Annotated in this window: 14 protein-coding genes; 4 read left to right on the top strand and 10 right to left on the bottom strand. The window is 71.4% G+C overall.

Annotated features, from left to right (window positions below):
• Window positions 1-14 precede the first annotated feature (14 nt).
• Window positions 15-206, bottom strand: a complete 192-nt coding sequence (locus tag ACWDRR_RS32055) for a hypothetical protein (protein WP_449775760.1) — start codon at window positions 204-206, stop codon at window positions 15-17.
• 167 nt (window positions 207-373) lie between these two features.
• On the opposite strand from ACWDRR_RS32055, the gene ACWDRR_RS32050 reads away from it, so the two are divergent.
• Window positions 374-1,276, top strand: coding sequence for a hypothetical protein (locus ACWDRR_RS32050; RefSeq protein WP_449775759.1), 903 nt, complete (start codon window positions 374-376; stop codon window positions 1,274-1,276).
• A 172-nt stretch (window positions 1,277-1,448) separates the two neighbouring features.
• Complete coding sequence (locus ACWDRR_RS32045; protein ID WP_449775758.1) at window positions 1,449-1,649, top strand: hypothetical protein; 201 nt, start codon at window positions 1,449-1,451, stop codon at window positions 1,647-1,649.
• 65 nt (window positions 1,650-1,714) lie between these two features.
• On the opposite strand, the gene ACWDRR_RS32040 is transcribed toward ACWDRR_RS32045, so the two are convergent.
• Window positions 1,715-2,101, bottom strand: a complete 387-nt coding sequence (locus ACWDRR_RS32040; protein WP_449775757.1) for a metal-sensitive transcriptional regulator — start codon at window positions 2,099-2,101, stop codon at window positions 1,715-1,717.
• A gap of 363 nt (window positions 2,102-2,464) precedes the next feature.
• On the opposite strand from ACWDRR_RS32040, the gene ACWDRR_RS32035 reads away from it, so the two are divergent.
• Together ACWDRR_RS32035 and ACWDRR_RS32030 are read left to right on the top strand one after the other, a co-directional pair.
• Window positions 2,465-3,085, top strand: a complete 621-nt coding sequence (locus ACWDRR_RS32035) for a DUF47 domain-containing protein (RefSeq protein ID WP_329489086.1) — start codon at window positions 2,465-2,467, stop codon at window positions 3,083-3,085.
• Window positions 3,086-3,090: 5 nt separating this feature from the next.
• Window positions 3,091-4,086 carry an anion permease gene (locus ACWDRR_RS32030; RefSeq protein ID WP_449775756.1) on the top strand — a complete coding sequence of 332 codons (996 nt, stop codon included), beginning with the start codon at window positions 3,091-3,093 and terminating at the stop codon, window positions 4,084-4,086.
• Window positions 4,087-4,221: 135 nt separating this feature from the next.
• On the opposite strand, the gene pstB is transcribed toward ACWDRR_RS32030, so the two are convergent.
• The 8 genes from pstB to mshD form a co-directional block, all read right to left on the bottom strand.
• Window positions 4,222-4,998 carry a phosphate ABC transporter ATP-binding protein PstB gene (gene pstB / locus ACWDRR_RS32025; RefSeq protein WP_449775755.1) on the bottom strand — a complete coding sequence of 259 codons (777 nt, stop codon included), beginning with the start codon at window positions 4,996-4,998 and terminating at the stop codon, window positions 4,222-4,224.
• Window positions 4,999-5,066: 68 nt separating this feature from the next.
• Window positions 5,067-6,143 carry a phosphate ABC transporter permease PstA gene (gene pstA, locus ACWDRR_RS32020; protein ID WP_449775754.1) on the bottom strand — a complete coding sequence of 359 codons (1,077 nt, stop codon included), beginning with the start codon at window positions 6,141-6,143 and terminating at the stop codon, window positions 5,067-5,069.
• The gene (gene pstC / locus ACWDRR_RS32015; protein ID WP_449775753.1) at window positions 6,140-7,120 is read right to left on the bottom strand and encodes a phosphate ABC transporter permease subunit PstC; all 981 of its coding nucleotides are present in this window, start codon (window positions 7,118-7,120) and stop codon (window positions 6,140-6,142) included. The genes pstA and pstC overlap by 4 nt, the downstream gene beginning before the upstream one ends.
• 148 nt (window positions 7,121-7,268) lie before the next feature.
• On the bottom strand, window positions 7,269-8,399 hold the full coding sequence (gene pstS, locus ACWDRR_RS32010) for a phosphate ABC transporter substrate-binding protein PstS (protein WP_449775752.1): 1,131 nt from the start codon (window positions 8,397-8,399) through the stop codon (window positions 7,269-7,271).
• Between the two features lie 227 nt (window positions 8,400-8,626).
• Entirely contained in the window at window positions 8,627-9,118 is a 492-nt protein-coding gene (locus ACWDRR_RS32005) for an NUDIX hydrolase (protein WP_449775812.1), read from the bottom strand.
• Between the two features lie 43 nt (window positions 9,119-9,161).
• A complete protein-coding gene (locus tag ACWDRR_RS32000; protein WP_449775751.1) occupies window positions 9,162-10,247 on the bottom strand; it encodes a CHAD domain-containing protein in 1,086 nt (361 codons plus the stop codon).
• A gap of 127 nt (window positions 10,248-10,374) precedes the next feature.
• The gene (locus ACWDRR_RS31995) at window positions 10,375-12,552 is read right to left on the bottom strand and encodes an RNA degradosome polyphosphate kinase (RefSeq protein WP_449775811.1); all 2,178 of its coding nucleotides are present in this window, start codon (window positions 12,550-12,552) and stop codon (window positions 10,375-10,377) included.
• 396 nt (window positions 12,553-12,948) lie between these two features.
• Window positions 12,949-13,971, bottom strand: coding sequence for a mycothiol synthase (mshD, locus tag ACWDRR_RS31990; RefSeq protein WP_449775750.1), 1,023 nt, complete (start codon window positions 13,969-13,971; stop codon window positions 12,949-12,951).
• Window positions 13,972-14,089: the final 118 nt, after the last annotated feature.

The following is a 14,089-nucleotide window of genomic DNA, read 5'->3' as shown; positions in this document are numbered from 1 at the left end:
CGCGCCGGTCGGCCCTAGGGCCGCTCGGCGCCGTTCTCGGCGAGGTGGTCGGCGGCCTCGCGTCTGGTCAGGTCACGGGAGCGGCGGGCCGGTGAGAACCAGCCGCAGCTGCAGGTCGCGAAGCAGAAGGAACCGCGCTCGCTGATCGCGACACGGTGCTCGGGCATCCTGGTGGTGCCGGGGGCAGCCGGCAGCTCACTGTGCACGTGCTTCACCGTAACGCGCCCGGCACCCGGCGCGCGACGCTTCGCGTGCGCCGGGTGCCGCGTAACCCTTCGATGCCCAACTCGTTTGCCCGGAAAGAGCTCTGCCCACCCGGTGGTGGTGGCCGGCGGGGCAGTCGGGGCCCGAGGGGGTTGTCGCGAGGATGAAGATGACCGACGAGCAGCGCAGCGGCCGGCGGCACGGCCGCCCACTGCCCCACCTGCGCTCGGCCGCCGGGGCCGCCGCGCTCGCCGTCGCCCTGGCCGGGCTGGCCGGCTGCTCGGGCGCCGCCGCGGACTCCGGCGGCTCGGCCGACCAGAAGGCGGGCGCCTCCGACCGGCTCTCCGCCGACCCGGTGACGGCCGTCCGCAGCGCCGCCGACATCACCGGCCGGACGGGCTCCGCGCGCACCGCCACCGAGCTGATCACCGAGTCCGCCGAGAAGAAGGCCGTCTTCACCGGCACCGGCGGCTACGACTACGTGAAGCGGATCGGGCGGCTGGAGGTGGCGGTGCCGCCGGGCGCGGCGACCACCGGGAAGATCGTCGAGGTGGTCCTGCCGGGCACCGTCTACCTGCAGAACAGCGGCGCCAAGGTGCCCGAGGGCAAGTGGGTCAAGCTCGACGTGCGCCAGCTGCCGGACGGCAACCTGGTCAGCAGCGGCGCCACCGACCCGGCCTCCGCCGCGGGTGCGCTGCGCGGGGCCCAGAAGGCGGACCTGGTCGGCACCGAGACCGCCGACGGGGTCCCGCTGAAGCACTACCGCGGCACCCTGGACCTCACCAAGGCGGCGGACGCCACCGGCGGCCGGGGCGGGGACGGCCTGCGGATGGGGGCGCAGACCTTCACGGCCAAGGACGTCCCGTACGACGCCTGGCTGGACGAGCAGGGGCGGCTGCACAAGGTGGTGGAGATCTTCACCTTCGCCGGGGTGGCCGGCTCCAAGGAGGCGAAGGACCAGGTGAAGGTGACGTCGACCACCACGCTGTCGGACTTCGGCAAGCCGGTGGAGGCGGCCGAGCCGCCCGCCGCCGACATCTACGCGATGAAGCCCACGGAGAGCCCGAAGTAACCGCGCACAGGGACGCCGCCGGAACGGGTGGGCCACCCCGGGCAGCGCGGCCCACCCGTTTCGGCGGCGCCGAGATGACCCGTCCGTGCCATGTGGACGGGCTCCGAAGTGCCTAGGCTGGACATCGGGTGGCTGCCGCCCGGGCTGGCGAGGCGCTGAAGGGGTGGTGCAGGTGGTGTCGTCCACGGGCGGCCGCAGCGGCGGCCACGACGACGCGGCCCTCGACGAGATCGACCTGGCCGGCGAGCTGATGATCGCCGCCACGGCCAGCGACGACGACCGGCTGCCGCCGGAGCGGATCGACGAGGTGCTGCTGCTCGACCGGCCCGACGGCGGTGCGGCCGCCGACCGGCCCTCGGGGGCCGGGTACTAGGCGCCTCCCGAGCGGGCTCCCGGGAGCGGGGGGCCGGCGCCCGGGAGCCGGGCCGGGCCGGGGCGTCAGCTGCGCAGCAGGCGGCCGATCGCGGCGGTGGCCTCCGCCACCTTGGCGTCCAGCTCGGCGCCGCCCTCCTCGGCGGCCGCGGCGACGCAGTGCCGCAGGTGCTCCTCCAGCAGCGAGAGCGCGAAGGACTGCAGCGCCTTGGTACCGGCCGACACCTGGGTCAGCACGTCGATGCAGTAGACGTCCTCGTCGACCATCCGCTGGAGGCCGCGGATCTGGCCCTCGATCCGGCGCAGCCGCTTGAGGTGGGCGTCCTTCTGGGCGCTGTACCCGTGCGGGCCGTGCCCGCCGTGGTGCCCGGCCGCCTCCGGGGCGGCGGGGTCGCCGTGCGGCTCGCTCCCGGGCGCGTGGTCCGGGTCGGTACGCGCTTCCGTCGTGGTCATCGGCCCGCCTTCGTCTGGGTGCCTGGGTGGCTGCGTCGGCCTCCAGTGTCCAACACCGGGCCCGGTCGTGGTGTTCCTACGACGCGGTCCGCGGGCCCGGACGGGCGCCGGAAGCGGCTCCGGAGGGGTGTTCCCCCGTCCGGGCAACACCCCGCTGTTCCGCGCGCACGACGGGGGCAATCCCGGCGAGGTTCCGTCAGACTGGGGGCTCACGTCCGCACATGGGTGTGCGGGCCGGGTCCACTGCTGCGGCGGCCAAACGGAAGCGGAGGCTCCGCCTCCTCTCGCACCACCCCGTTTGCGCAATTGCGCTTGGTTGCACCTAGCATCGTTCAGTCCCTACCCCGCACATCGGAGATTTCCGTGCGTTTTAGCCTGACCCCGAAGGAGACGAGTTTCTACGACATGTTCGCCGCTGCCGCGGAGAACCTCGTCGTCGGATCGAAGCTCCTGCTGGAACTGCTGGGATCAGACGTGTCGGCCCGCGCGGAGATCGTCGAGCGCATGCGCGCCGCCGAGCACGCCGGGGACGACACCACCCATGCGGTCTTCCACCAGCTGAACTCGTCCTTCATCACGCCCTTCGACCGCGAGGACATCTACAGCCTCGCCTCGTCGCTGGACGACATCATGGACTTCATGGAGGAGGCCGTCGACCTGGTCGTCCTCTACGACATCCAGACCCTCCCCAAGGGCATCGAGCAGCAGATCGAGGTCCTGGCGCGCGCGGCCGAGCTCACCGCCGAGGCGATGCCGAACCTGCGCACCATGTCCAACCTCACCGAGTACTGGATCGAGGTCAACCGCCTGGAGAACCAGGCCGACCAGATCCACCGCAAGCTGCTCGCCCACCTGTTCTCCGGCCAGTACGACGCCATCGAGGTGCTCAAGCTCAAGCAGGTCGTGGACGTCCTTGAGGAGGCGGCGGACGCGTTCGAGCACGTCGCCAACACGGTGGAGACCATCGCCGTCAAGGAGTCCTGACCCTCGTGGACATGGCTGCACTCATCGCCGTCCTCGGCGTTGCGTTCTTCTTCACCTACACCAACGGCTTCCACGACTCCGCGAACGCCATCGCCACCTCGGTCTCCACCCGGGCCCTCACCCCGCGGGCCGCGCTCGCGATGGCCGCGGTGATGAACCTGGCCGGCGCCTTCCTCGGCAGCGGCGTGGCGCACACCGTCTCCCAGGGCATCATCGAGACCCCGACCGGCAACCAGGGCATGGTGATCCTGTTCGCCGCCCTCGTCGGCGCGATCACCTGGAACCTGGTCACCTGGTACTTCGGTCTTCCCTCCTCCTCCTCGCACGCGCTGTTCGGCGGCATGGTCGGAGCGGCGCTGGCCGGCGGCACCGAGGTGTTCTGGAACGGCGTCGTCGACAAGATCGTCATCCCGATGATCGTCTCGCCGATCGTCGGCCTGGTCGGCGGCTACCTGGTGATGCTCGCGATCCTGTGGATCTTCCGGCGGGCCAACCCGCACCGCGCCAAGCGCAACTTCCGGGTCGCCCAGACCGCGTCGGCCGCCGCCATGGCGCTCGCGCACGGTCTGCAGGACGCCCAGAAGACGATGGGCATCGTGGTCATGGCGCTCACCATCTCGGGCCACCAGACCACCGACGACATCCCGGTCTGGGTGAAGATCTCCTGCGCCACGATGCTCTCGCTGGGCACCTACGCGGGCGGTTGGCGGATCATGCGGACCCTCGGCCGCAAGATCATCGAGCTGGACCCGCCGCAGGGCTTCGCCGCCGAGGCCACCGCCTCGACGGTCATGTACATCACCTCGTTCGTCTTCAAGGCGCCGATCTCCACCACCCACGTGATCACCTCCGCGATCATGGGCGTGGGCGCCACCAAGCGGATCCGCGCGGTCCGCTGGGGAGTGGCGAAGAACATCGTGCTCGGCTGGTTCATCACGATGCCGGCGGCCGCCGTCGTCGCGGCGCTGATGTACTGGTTCGTCCACCTGTTCTGGGGCTGAGAGGCCCACGGCAGGAAGAAGGAGCTCGGTACGCATGGCAAGGGCCCGCCCCCACATCTCGGGGGCGGGCCCTTCCTCATACTTCGCGGCGGCACCGCCATGCAGCACCACGAAGCAGCTCTGGCTCCGGGCGGTCTAGCCGAAGCGGCCGGAGATGTAGTCCTCGGTCGCCTGGACGGACGGGTTGGAGAAGATCCGCTGGGTGTCGTCCAGCTCGACCAGCTTGCCCGGCTGGCCGACGCCGGCCAGGTTGAAGAAGGCGGTGCGGTCGCTGACGCGGGCCGCCTGCTGCATGTTGTGCGTCACGATCACGATGGTGAACTGGGACTTCAGCTCACCGATCAGGTCCTCGATCGCGAGGGTGGAGATCGGGTCGAGCGCCGAGCAGGGCTCGTCCATCAGCAGCACCTGCGGCTCGACCGCGATCGCGCGGGCGATGCAGAGGCGCTGCTGCTGGCCGCCGGAGAGGCCGGCGCCCGGCTTGTTCAGCCGGTCCTTGACCTCGTTCCAGAGGTTGGCGCCCTTGAGGGACTTCTCCACCACGCCGTCCAGGACGGACTTCTTGCGCACACCCGCGAGCTTCAGACCGGCGACCACGTTGTCGTAGATCGACATGGTCGGGAACGGGTTCGGGCGCTGGAAGACCATGCCGACCGAGCGGCGGACGGCGACCGGGTCGACGTGCGAGCCGTAGAGGTTCTCGTCGTCCAGGAGCACCTTGCCCTCGACCCGGGCGCCGGGGATCACCTCGTGCATCCGGTTGAGGGTCCGCAGGAAGGTGGACTTGCCGCAGCCGGAGGGGCCGATGAAGGCCGTCACCGAGCGGGGCTCGATGCTCATCGAGATGTCCTCGATGGCCTTGGTGGTGCCGTAGAAGGCGGACAGTCCGCTGACGTCGATGCGCTTGGCCATGATCGTTACTTCTCTCGCCCGCGGCCGGGGGCCGCTAATGAATTCGGGGTCGTACGTCAGTCGGTCGCTCAGTGTCCGCCCTTGGGCGAACGCCAGCGTGCGATGCCCCGGGCGATGAGGTTGAGCCCCATCACGAAGGCGATCAGCACCAGCGCCGCGCCCCAGGCACGGGCGTAGCCGTAGTCGTTGTTCACCACCGCGTACTGCTGCCAGATGTACATCGGCAGCGACTGCTGCGGCCCGTTGAACGGGTCACTGTTGATGTAGTCCGCGCCGAAGACCAGCATCATCACCGGGGCGGTCTCGCCCGTGATGCGGGCGACCGCGAGCATCAGACCGGTGGTGATACCGCCGATCGCGGTGGGGAGGACGATCCGCAGGATGGTCTTCCACTTCGGCACGCCGAGGGCGTACGACGCCTCGCGCAGCTCGTTCGGGACGAGCTTCAGCATCTCCTCGGTGGAGCGGACCACGACCGGCATCATCAGGATCGCCAGCGCGAGGGAGCCCGAGAAGCCCGAGTAGCTGAACCCGAGGGCGATGTTCCACAGGGACAGGATGAACAGACCGGCGACGATCGACGGGACACCCGTCATGACGTCGACGAAGAAGGTGACCACCTTGGCGAGCCGGCCCCGGCCGTACTCGACCAGGTAGACGGCGGTCAGCAGACCGATCGGGGCGGCCATCGCGGTGGCCAGCAGGACCTGCTCGATGGTGCCGATCAGCGCGTGGTAGATGCCGCCGCCGGGGCCCGAGTAGCGGACGCCCTTCATCGAGTGCGACAGGAAGTTGCCGTCCACCACGCCCGCGCCCTGCTGGACGGTGTAGATGGTGAGGGCGGCCAGCGGCACCACGGCCAGGATGAAGGCGACCCAGACCACCGAGGTGGCGAACCGGTCCTTGGCCTGACGGCGGCCCTCGACCCGGGCCGCGAGCCCGTAGCTGATCCCCAGGAACAGCAGCGCCGAGATCAGGCCCCACTGCAGGTGGCTCTCCAGGCCGCCGACCGCACCGATCCCGCAGCCGAGGGCGATCGAGCCGGCGGCGACGGCGGCCGGGGTCCACTTGGGCAGCCGGTTGGCGGTCAGCGGGCGGCCGACCGAACGGGCGTCCGCCGGGACGGACGTGGTCGCAGCGGTCATGAGTTGGCCCCCGAGTACTCCTTGCGGCGGGCGACGATCAGCCGCGCGGCACCGTTCACCACCAGGGTGATCACGAACAGGACGAGGCCGGAGGCCATCAGCGCGTCGCGGCCGAAGGGCTGGGCCTCGGCGAACTTCAGCGCGATGTTCTGCGCGAAGGTGCCACCACCCGGGTCGAGCAGGTGGAGCGAGAGGACGTTGTTGGAGGAGAGCACCACCGCGACCGCGATGGTCTCGCCGAGCGCACGGCCGAGGCCGAGCATCGAGGCCGAGATGATGCCGGGGCGGCCGAACGGCAGCACCGCGGTGCGGATCATCTCCCAGCGGGTCGCGCCGAGCGCGAGCGCCGCCTCCTCGTGCATCCGCGGCACCTGCCGGAAGACCTCACGGCTGACCGCGGTGATGATCGGCAGGATCATGATCGCGAGCAGGATGCCGACGGTGAACAGGGTGCGCGGCACGGAGCCGACCCGGGACTGGTCGAAGATGTACGTCCAGCCGAGGTACTCGTCCAGCCAGCTGGTCAGCCCGTACAGGTGCGGCACCAGGAAGAGCGCGCCCCAGAGGCCGTAGATGATGCTGGGCACGGCGGCCAGCAGGTCCACCAGGTAGGCGAACGGCTGGGCGATCCGGCGCGGCGCGTAGTGCGAGATGAACAGCGCGATCCCGATGGCCACCGGGACGGCGATCGCCATCGCGAGCGCCGCGCTGATGATCGTGCCGAACGCGAGGACGGCGATGCCGAAGACGGGCTTCGCGGCGTCCGGCGTCCACTCGAAGGTGGTGAGGAAGTTGCCCTCGTTCTTGCTCAGGGCGATGCCCGAGCGCCAGGTCAGGAAGCCCGCGATGGCGGCCATGATGACCAGCAGCAGGATGCCCGACCCACGGGCGGCGTTCATGAAGATCTTGTCGCCGACCCGGCTGTCACGCTTGCGGCGTTCCCTGCCTCGCGGGGCGGCAGGGGTGGATGAAGTCATGTGATCTACTCCGGTCTGGTGGTGCTGCCCCGAGGGGGCGGCACCCTGGCGGCGGTGCCCCGGACGTGCTTGCGAAGAATGTGCTGTCCGGCGGAGCGGCCCCGGCCCCCCTCGTCAACGGGGCCGCTCCACCGGAGGCTTGCCTGGATCAGGCCAGGGTCGGGATGACGGCGTTGACCTTGTCGGTCAGCTCCTTCGGGAGCGCGACGTAGCCGGTGTCGCCGATCGCCTTCTGGCCGGCGTCGCTGGCGGCGTAGGTCAGGAACGCCTTCAGGGTGTCGAGGGTGTCGGCCTTGTTGCCCTTGTCGCAGACGATCTCGTAGGTGACCAGGACGAGCGGGTAGGCGCCCTCGTCCTTGGTGCCGTAGTCGAGGGTCAGCGCCAGGTCGCTGCCGGTGCCCGCGATCTTCGCCTTGGCGAAGGTGGTGGCGGCGTTGGCGGCGGTGGCCTCGACCGGCTTGGAGGCGCCGGTGGCGATCGCGGCGCTCTTCAGGTTGTTGCTCTGGGCGTAGGACAGCTCGGCGTAGCTGATCGAGTTCTTGACCTGCTTCACCTGGGCCGCGACACCGGCGGAGCCGTTCGCACCCTGGCCGCCCTTGCCGGCCCAGGCCTTGGCGGCCGGGTAGGACCAGGCGCCGTTGGAGACCTTGGCGAAGTACTTGGTCAGGTTCTCGTTGGTGCCCGAGTCGTCCGTGCGGTGGACGGCCTGGATGTCGGCGTCCGGGAGCTTGGCGCCCGGGTTCAGCGCGGCGATCGCCGGGTCGTTCCACTTGGTGATCTGCGAGTCGAAGATCTTGGCGGTGGTCGCGCCGTCCAGGACCAGGTTGTCGACGCCGTCCACGTTGTAGACGATCGAGATCAGACCCGCGACGAGCGGCAGGTTGATGCCCTGGCCGCCGGTGCAGGCCTTCTTGCTGTCCTCGACCTCGGCCGGCTTCAGGGCCGAGTCGGAGCCGGCGAACTGGATCTTGCCCTGGTTGAACTGCTGGACACCCGCGCCCGAGCCGCCGCCGCCGTAGTTGATGCTGGAACCGGAGCACGCGGCGCCGAAGTTGTTCTTCCAGACGTCGATCGCGTTGCCCTGCGCGGTGGAACCCGCGGAGATCAGGGCGGCGGGCTTGCTGCCGCAGTTGATCGCGGCAGCCGGGGAACCGCTGCTGCCGCCGGACGCGTTGGTGTTGTTCTCGTCCGAACCGCAGGCGGCGAGCGACAGCGAGCTGACGAGCGCCATGGCACCGATGGCGAGGGCCTTGGAGCGGCCGTTCCGCTGGAGCTTCACAGGGGTGTCCCTTTCTGTGGCATTGCCCGGCGCGCGGACCGTACGAACACGGCGGAGCGCGGGTTTTGCTGTGGTCCGGGGCCCGTTCGGCCCTCCGGTAACCCCGAAGTTAGGCCGGGTAAGTGACACGTCAGCCGGTCGGAAGTGAACGGAGAGTGAACCTCGAACGGATGGCAGGAAACTACGTCAGGTAGTAACGGTTGCGTCACGACGAGAGCGCGGGAAGATCACTTCGATCGCCCGGTCACCGGGCCCGGCCCGGACGCCCGGACCGGCCGCGCGCCGAGCACCGCCAGCAGCGCGTCCACCAGCAGCCGGTCGCGCTCGTGGGTCAGCCTGGCCCGGGCCTTGCCCGCCGGCAGCCACTCCAGCCGGTCCACCTCCCGGTTGGGCCGGAACGCCCCGGCCGACGGCACCGCCGCCCAGTACCGGACCTCCTTCGGCCGCCCCTGCGCCAGGTAGTGCTGCGTCGGCAGCTCCTCCCCCAGCACGCAGGAGAACCCGGTCTCCTCGCGCACCTCGCGCAGCGCCGCCTCGATCACGCCCTCGCCGGGGTCGAGCTTGCCCTTCGGCAGGCTCCAGTCGTCGTACTTGGGGCGGTGGATCAGCGCGATCCGCGGCCGCCCGAGCCGGCCGCTCTTCTTCGGCCGCCCCGGCAGCCAGAGCACCGCACCGGCGGCGAGCACGACCGGCCCCCGCCCGACACGCGGGCTGCTGATGATCGGGCCGTGGGCCTGCTCGGTGCTCAGGCGGTTGCGCAAGTCATGCCGTCCGGGGTGCGGGGGTGTGCCCCCAGCCCTCGGCAGGGGGAATCTCCAGCCAGCCGTCCAGGCCGGGCGGGAGCTCGGGCCACCGGCGGCCGAAGGCGTACCGCGCCGCCTCCACCTCCAGTCGTTGATCAGCATGCACCACGCCGAGCACGTAGGCGGTCGCGGGAGTGATCCTCGGCGTCCGCGCCGCGGTGGCCGCGGTGACCGCCGCGTCCGCCGCCTCCTGGTGCCGGCCCAGCACCTCGTCCAGCTCGTCCAGCTCGACGGCCGGGCGGCCGCACACCTCCAGCGCGTAGCGGGCCCGCTTCACCAGGATCCGCACCCGGTGCCACGGCGCGTCGTCCGCCGCCAGCGCCGCGTCGGCGTCCACCGCGCCCCGGGCCGCCGGCACCGCGCCGAGCCGGCGCAACCCGTCCCCGCCGTACGGGGTGGCGGCCCGCCGCAGCGGCAGCTGCTGGGCACCCGCCGTCAGCGCGCCGAAGGCCGCCGCCGCCTGCGGCAGCAGCACCGCCCCGGCCCGGCCGCCCGCCGCCTCCAGCAGCGGCGCCTCGGCGACCAGCAGCGTCATCCGGTCCGCCAGCGCGTGCAGCCGCGCCGAGCGGAGCTCCTGCAGCACGGTCGAGTGCGCCCTGGTCCGGGCCAGTGTCAGCTGGCGGTCCAGCAGCGCCCGCGCCTTCGGCGAACCGGCGTGGCCGGCCAGCATGCCGGGGCCGTCCGCCTCGCTGCCGTTCAGCGCGTCCAGCGCGCCCAGCAGCCGGGCCGCCCGGCGGACGTACCCCGGCTCCAGCGCCAACAGGTTGAGCAGCCAGCGCAGCTCGGTGCGGGACTCCTGCGCCCAGGCCTGCTCGAAGGTCCCGCCGAAGGTGTGCAGCAGCCCGCCGATCCGCCGCACCGCCCGCAGCAGGTCGGCCGTACCGGCGGACGGGACGACGGCCGCCCCCGGTCTGGCTCCGACCTCGCCCACCGCCGTGGGCAGCGCCCGCAGGAACGCCCCGGCCTGGGCCGTGAGGTGGCTGGAGAGGATGTCCCCGGCGGTCGCGGTGGAGGCCGCCTGGGCCGTCATCGGCGCATCGGTCATGACTAGGTAGATCCCCGTTCCCCCGGGGCCGTCCCCCGGGGCTGGTGGCCGACCGCTGCAGCCGACCCGACGGCTCGGCGGCACGCCTCGGTGGGTCGCTCCAGCGGGTCGTGGCGGCGACTCGCGATCAGCGGGCGGTGGCGGCCCGGCGGCGCTGGCGCGAGTCGATGAGCAGGTCCTGGACGTGTCGCAGCGGCTTGCCCTCGGCGTCCTGGGCGTGGCGGGTCCAGGCCCCGTCCGGCCCGAGGTGCCAGGACTCGGTCTCGTCCGAGACCCCGAGGTCGATCAGCCCGGACAGCTCGGCCCGGTGCGCCGAGTCGGTGATCCGCATCAGTGCCTCGATCCGGCGGTCCAGGTTGCGGTGCATCATGTCGGCGCTGCCGATCCACACCTCCGGATCGCCGTTGTTGCCGAAGACGAAGATCCGCGAGTGCTCCAGGAAGCGCCCGAGGACGCTGCGGACCCGGATGTTCTCGCTGAGCCCGGCCACCCCCGGCCGGATCGCGCAGATCCCGCGCACCCAGACGTCCACCGGCACGCCGGCCTGGGAGGCCCGGTAGAGCGCGTCGATCACGGCCTCGTCGACGATCGAGTTGACCTTGAGCTTCACGTACGCCGGACGGCCGGCCCGGTGGTGGGCGATCTCGTTGTGGATCCGGGAGATCAGCCCGTCCCGCAGACCGCGCGGCGCGGTCAGCAGCCGCCGGTAGGACTCGCGGCGCGAGTAGCCGGAGAGCCGGTTGAAGAGGTCCGAGAGGTCCGCGCCGACCTGCGGGTCCGAGGTCAGCAGCCCGATGTCCTCGTACAGCCGGGCCGTCTTCGGATGGTAGTTGCCGGTGCCGACGTGCGAGTAGCGGCGCAGGGTGTCGCCCTCCTGGCGCACCACCAGCGACAGCTTGCAGTGCGTCTTCAGCCCGACCAGGCCGTAGACGACGTGGCAGCCGGACTCCTCCAGCTTGCGGGCCCACTTGATGTTGGCCTGCTCGTCGAAGCGCGCCTTGATCTCGACCAGGACCAGCACCTGCTTGCCGGACTCGGCGGCGTCGATCAGGGCGTCCACGATCGGCGAGTCACCGGAGGTCCGGTACAGCGTCTGCTTGATCGCCAGGACGTCCGGGTCGGCCGCGGCCTGCTCCAGGAAGGCCTGCACCGAGGTGGAGAAGCTGTCGTACGGGTGGTGCAGCAGGACGTCCCGCTCGCGCATCGCGGCGAAGATGTCCGGCTGCGAGGCCGACTCGACGTCGGTCAGCCCGCGCGCCGTGCCCGCGACGAACTTCGGGTACTTCAGCTCGGGGCGGTCCAGGTCGGCGATGCCGAACAGACCGGTGAGGTCCAGCGGACCGGGCAGCGGGAAGACCTCCGCCTCGGTGATGTTCAGCTCCCGCACCAGCAGGTCCAGGATGTAGGGGTCGATCGACTCCTCGACCTCCAGCCGCACCGGCGGGCCGAAGCGCCGCCGCATGAGCTCCTTCTCCAGGGCCTTGAGGATGTTCTCGGTGTCGTCCTCCTCGACCTCCAGGTCCTCGTTCCTGGTCACCCGGAAGGCGTGGTGCGCGAGCACCTCCATCCCGGGGAAGAGCTCCTCCAGGTGGGCCCCCATGACGTCCTCCAGCGGCACGTAGCGCTGCGGGGACGCCTCCAGGAAGCGGGCGAGGGACTGCGGCACCTTCACCCGGGCGAAGTGCTTGTGCCCGGAGACCGGGTTGCGCACGACCACGGCGAGGTTGAGGGAGAGCCCCGATATGTAGGGGAAGGGGTGCGCCGGGTCCACCGCCAGCGGGGTGAGCACCGGGAAGATCTTCTGCCGGAAGAGGGTGTGCAGGCGGGCCTGCTCCTTCTCGGCCAGCTCCGCCCAGCGGACCAGCTCGATGCCCTCGCTCGCGAGGTCCGGCAGGACCTCCTGCTGGAAGGCGGCGGCGTGCCGCGCCATCAGCTCGCGCGAACGGGTCCAGATCAGGTCCAGCACCTCGCGCGGCTGGAGGCCGGAGGCGCTGCGCTGGGCCACCCCGGTCGCGATCCGGCGCTTCAGGCCGGCCACCCGGACCATGAAGAACTCGTCCAGGTTGCTCGCGAAGATCGCGAGGAACTTGGCCCGTTCCAGCAGCGGGATCTGCGGATCCTCGGCCAGTTCGAGAACGCGTTCGTTGAACGCGAGCCAACTGCGCTCGCGGTCCAGGAACCGGCCCTGGGGCAGTTCGTCGAACGCCTGCTCGTCCGCGACCGGAAGCTCCGGCGGTATCCCCAGCGGGCTGGACATCCGGGCCGGAGGGGACAGCGGGGCAGAGACAGGGCGGGGGATGCTCATGGGCTCCAGCTCCTCCAGCAGGACGGCGTCCGGACGGGAAAGGCTCTGCGGGCCGTCGTCCTCGCCCAGCGCCAGCGCCCACCCACCCGGCGCGGTCTGCACAGGACCGGCCAGCGGGTGTCGGCCGACGCTGCACGAGCGAGACACTACGGACTTCATCCTGTGATCTTCGCGGCAGCAATTGAATCCACGGTAAACACCGCATGGCCAGGAGGAAAGCTGAACCGGTCGGAGCCGGGGTGTGCGGGCACACCCGTTGCTTCGGTCCCGGCTCTCCGCTATGCCGTCCCGACGCCGTGCCGGAGCGTCGCTTCGCGCCTGCCGTGCGGTGTCCCGGCGCGGCCGGGGAATGGGCCCGGCCGCGGTCGGGCCCGCCCCTGCCGCGCCGGGGTACCACTAGGCCGTTCCGGACTCGCGGTACTGAACGCGGTACATCAGGTCCACCTCGTGAACGGTGAACCCCAGTCGTTCATATACCCGCACAGCGGCGGGATTGTCAGCATCGACGTAGAGCAGAACGGTCTCCAGCCCTCGCTCGCCCGGGCCGCCGCCGGTCAGGTGACGCAGTCCGGCCGCGGTGAGCGCCCGGCCGAGGCCGCTGCCCTGCTCCGCCGGGTCCACTCCGACCACGTACACCTCGCCGAGGGCCGGCTCGGTGGCCGTCGCCGGGTGCACCTTGGTCCAGTGGAAGCCGACCGGCCTGCCCCCGCGGGTGGCGAGGAAGAAGCCGGCCGGGTCGAACCACGGCTCGGCCAGCCGGTCCGCGAGGTCCTGCTCGGTCCAGGAGCCCTGCTCCGGGTGGTGGGCGAAGGCCAGTGCGTTCAGCCGCAGCCACTCGGCGTCGTCCTGACCGGGCCGGAAGGTCCGCAGCTCGATGCCGTCCGGCAGCGCGACGGACTCGGTCTGCGGGCCGGTGCGACGCATCTGCCGCAGCTCGCGGACCAGCTCGGCACCGTACTGCCCGGCCAGGTGGCGGGCGGCCGGGTGGCCGCCGTGCACCCAGACGTCCACATGGTCCCGGCCGTCCCGGTGCGCCTCGGCGAGCACCGCGTCCAGCAGCGGCCGGCCGAAGCCGCGCCCGCGGGCGGCCGGTGCCACCACGAGCTCGGCCGACGGGTTGGCGCCGGCGCCCTGGGGGACCTCCAGCTGCCCGTACCCGACGACGTCCGCCGCCGGCCCGGTGCCGGCCTCCTGGACGAAGTGGACCACTCCCGGGCGGGCCGTGTCCGAGGAACGAAGCCGCAGCCGCCCCTGCTCGGACACCGCGGCCCGGCCGTCCACCGCCTGGGCGTCCGCCAGAACGCGCAGCGCACCCTCGCGCACCTCCGGCCGCAGCACCTCGTGGGCGACGACGGCCCCCTCGCCGGTGGCCGGAGTTCCCTTGTAGACCCGTTCCTGCTGAGCGTCCTGATCGTCCATGCTCTGACGATACGTCAAGGGGAAACGCAAAGAACCCCCCGATCCGGATGGATCGGGGGGTTCTTCACAATGATTGTTCGGCGGCGTCCTACTCTCCCACAGGGTCCCCCCTGCAGTA

The sequence above is a fragment of the Kitasatospora sp. NPDC003701 genome, from assembly GCF_053587085.1.
Note: the sequence above shows the minus strand (reverse complement) of the source record. Positions and strands in the feature narration are given on the sequence as shown.

Coding starts and splice junctions, on each gene's coding strand:
- ACWDRR_RS32050 (WP_449775759.1), top strand. CDS start 374: ATGACCGACGAGCAGCGCAGCGGCCGGCGGCACGGCCGCCCACTGCCC.
- ACWDRR_RS32040 (WP_449775757.1), bottom strand. CDS start 2,101: ATGACCACGACGGAAGCGCGTACCGACCCGGACCACGCGCCCGGGAGC.
- pstB (WP_449775755.1), bottom strand. CDS start 4,998: ATGGCCAAGCGCATCGACGTCAGCGGACTGTCCGCCTTCTACGGCACC.
- pstA (WP_449775754.1), bottom strand. CDS start 6,143: ATGACCGCTGCGACCACGTCCGTCCCGGCGGACGCCCGTTCGGTCGGC.
- pstC (WP_449775753.1), bottom strand. CDS start 7,120: ATGACTTCATCCACCCCTGCCGCCCCGCGAGGCAGGGAACGCCGCAAG.
- ACWDRR_RS32000 (WP_449775751.1), bottom strand. CDS start 10,247: ATGACCGATGCGCCGATGACGGCCCAGGCGGCCTCCACCGCGACCGCC.
- ACWDRR_RS31995 (WP_449775811.1), bottom strand. CDS start 12,552: ATGAGCATCCCCCGCCCTGTCTCTGCCCCGCTGTCCCCTCCGGCCCGG.
- mshD (WP_449775750.1), bottom strand. CDS start 13,971: ATGGACGATCAGGACGCTCAGCAGGAACGGGTCTACAAGGGAACTCCG.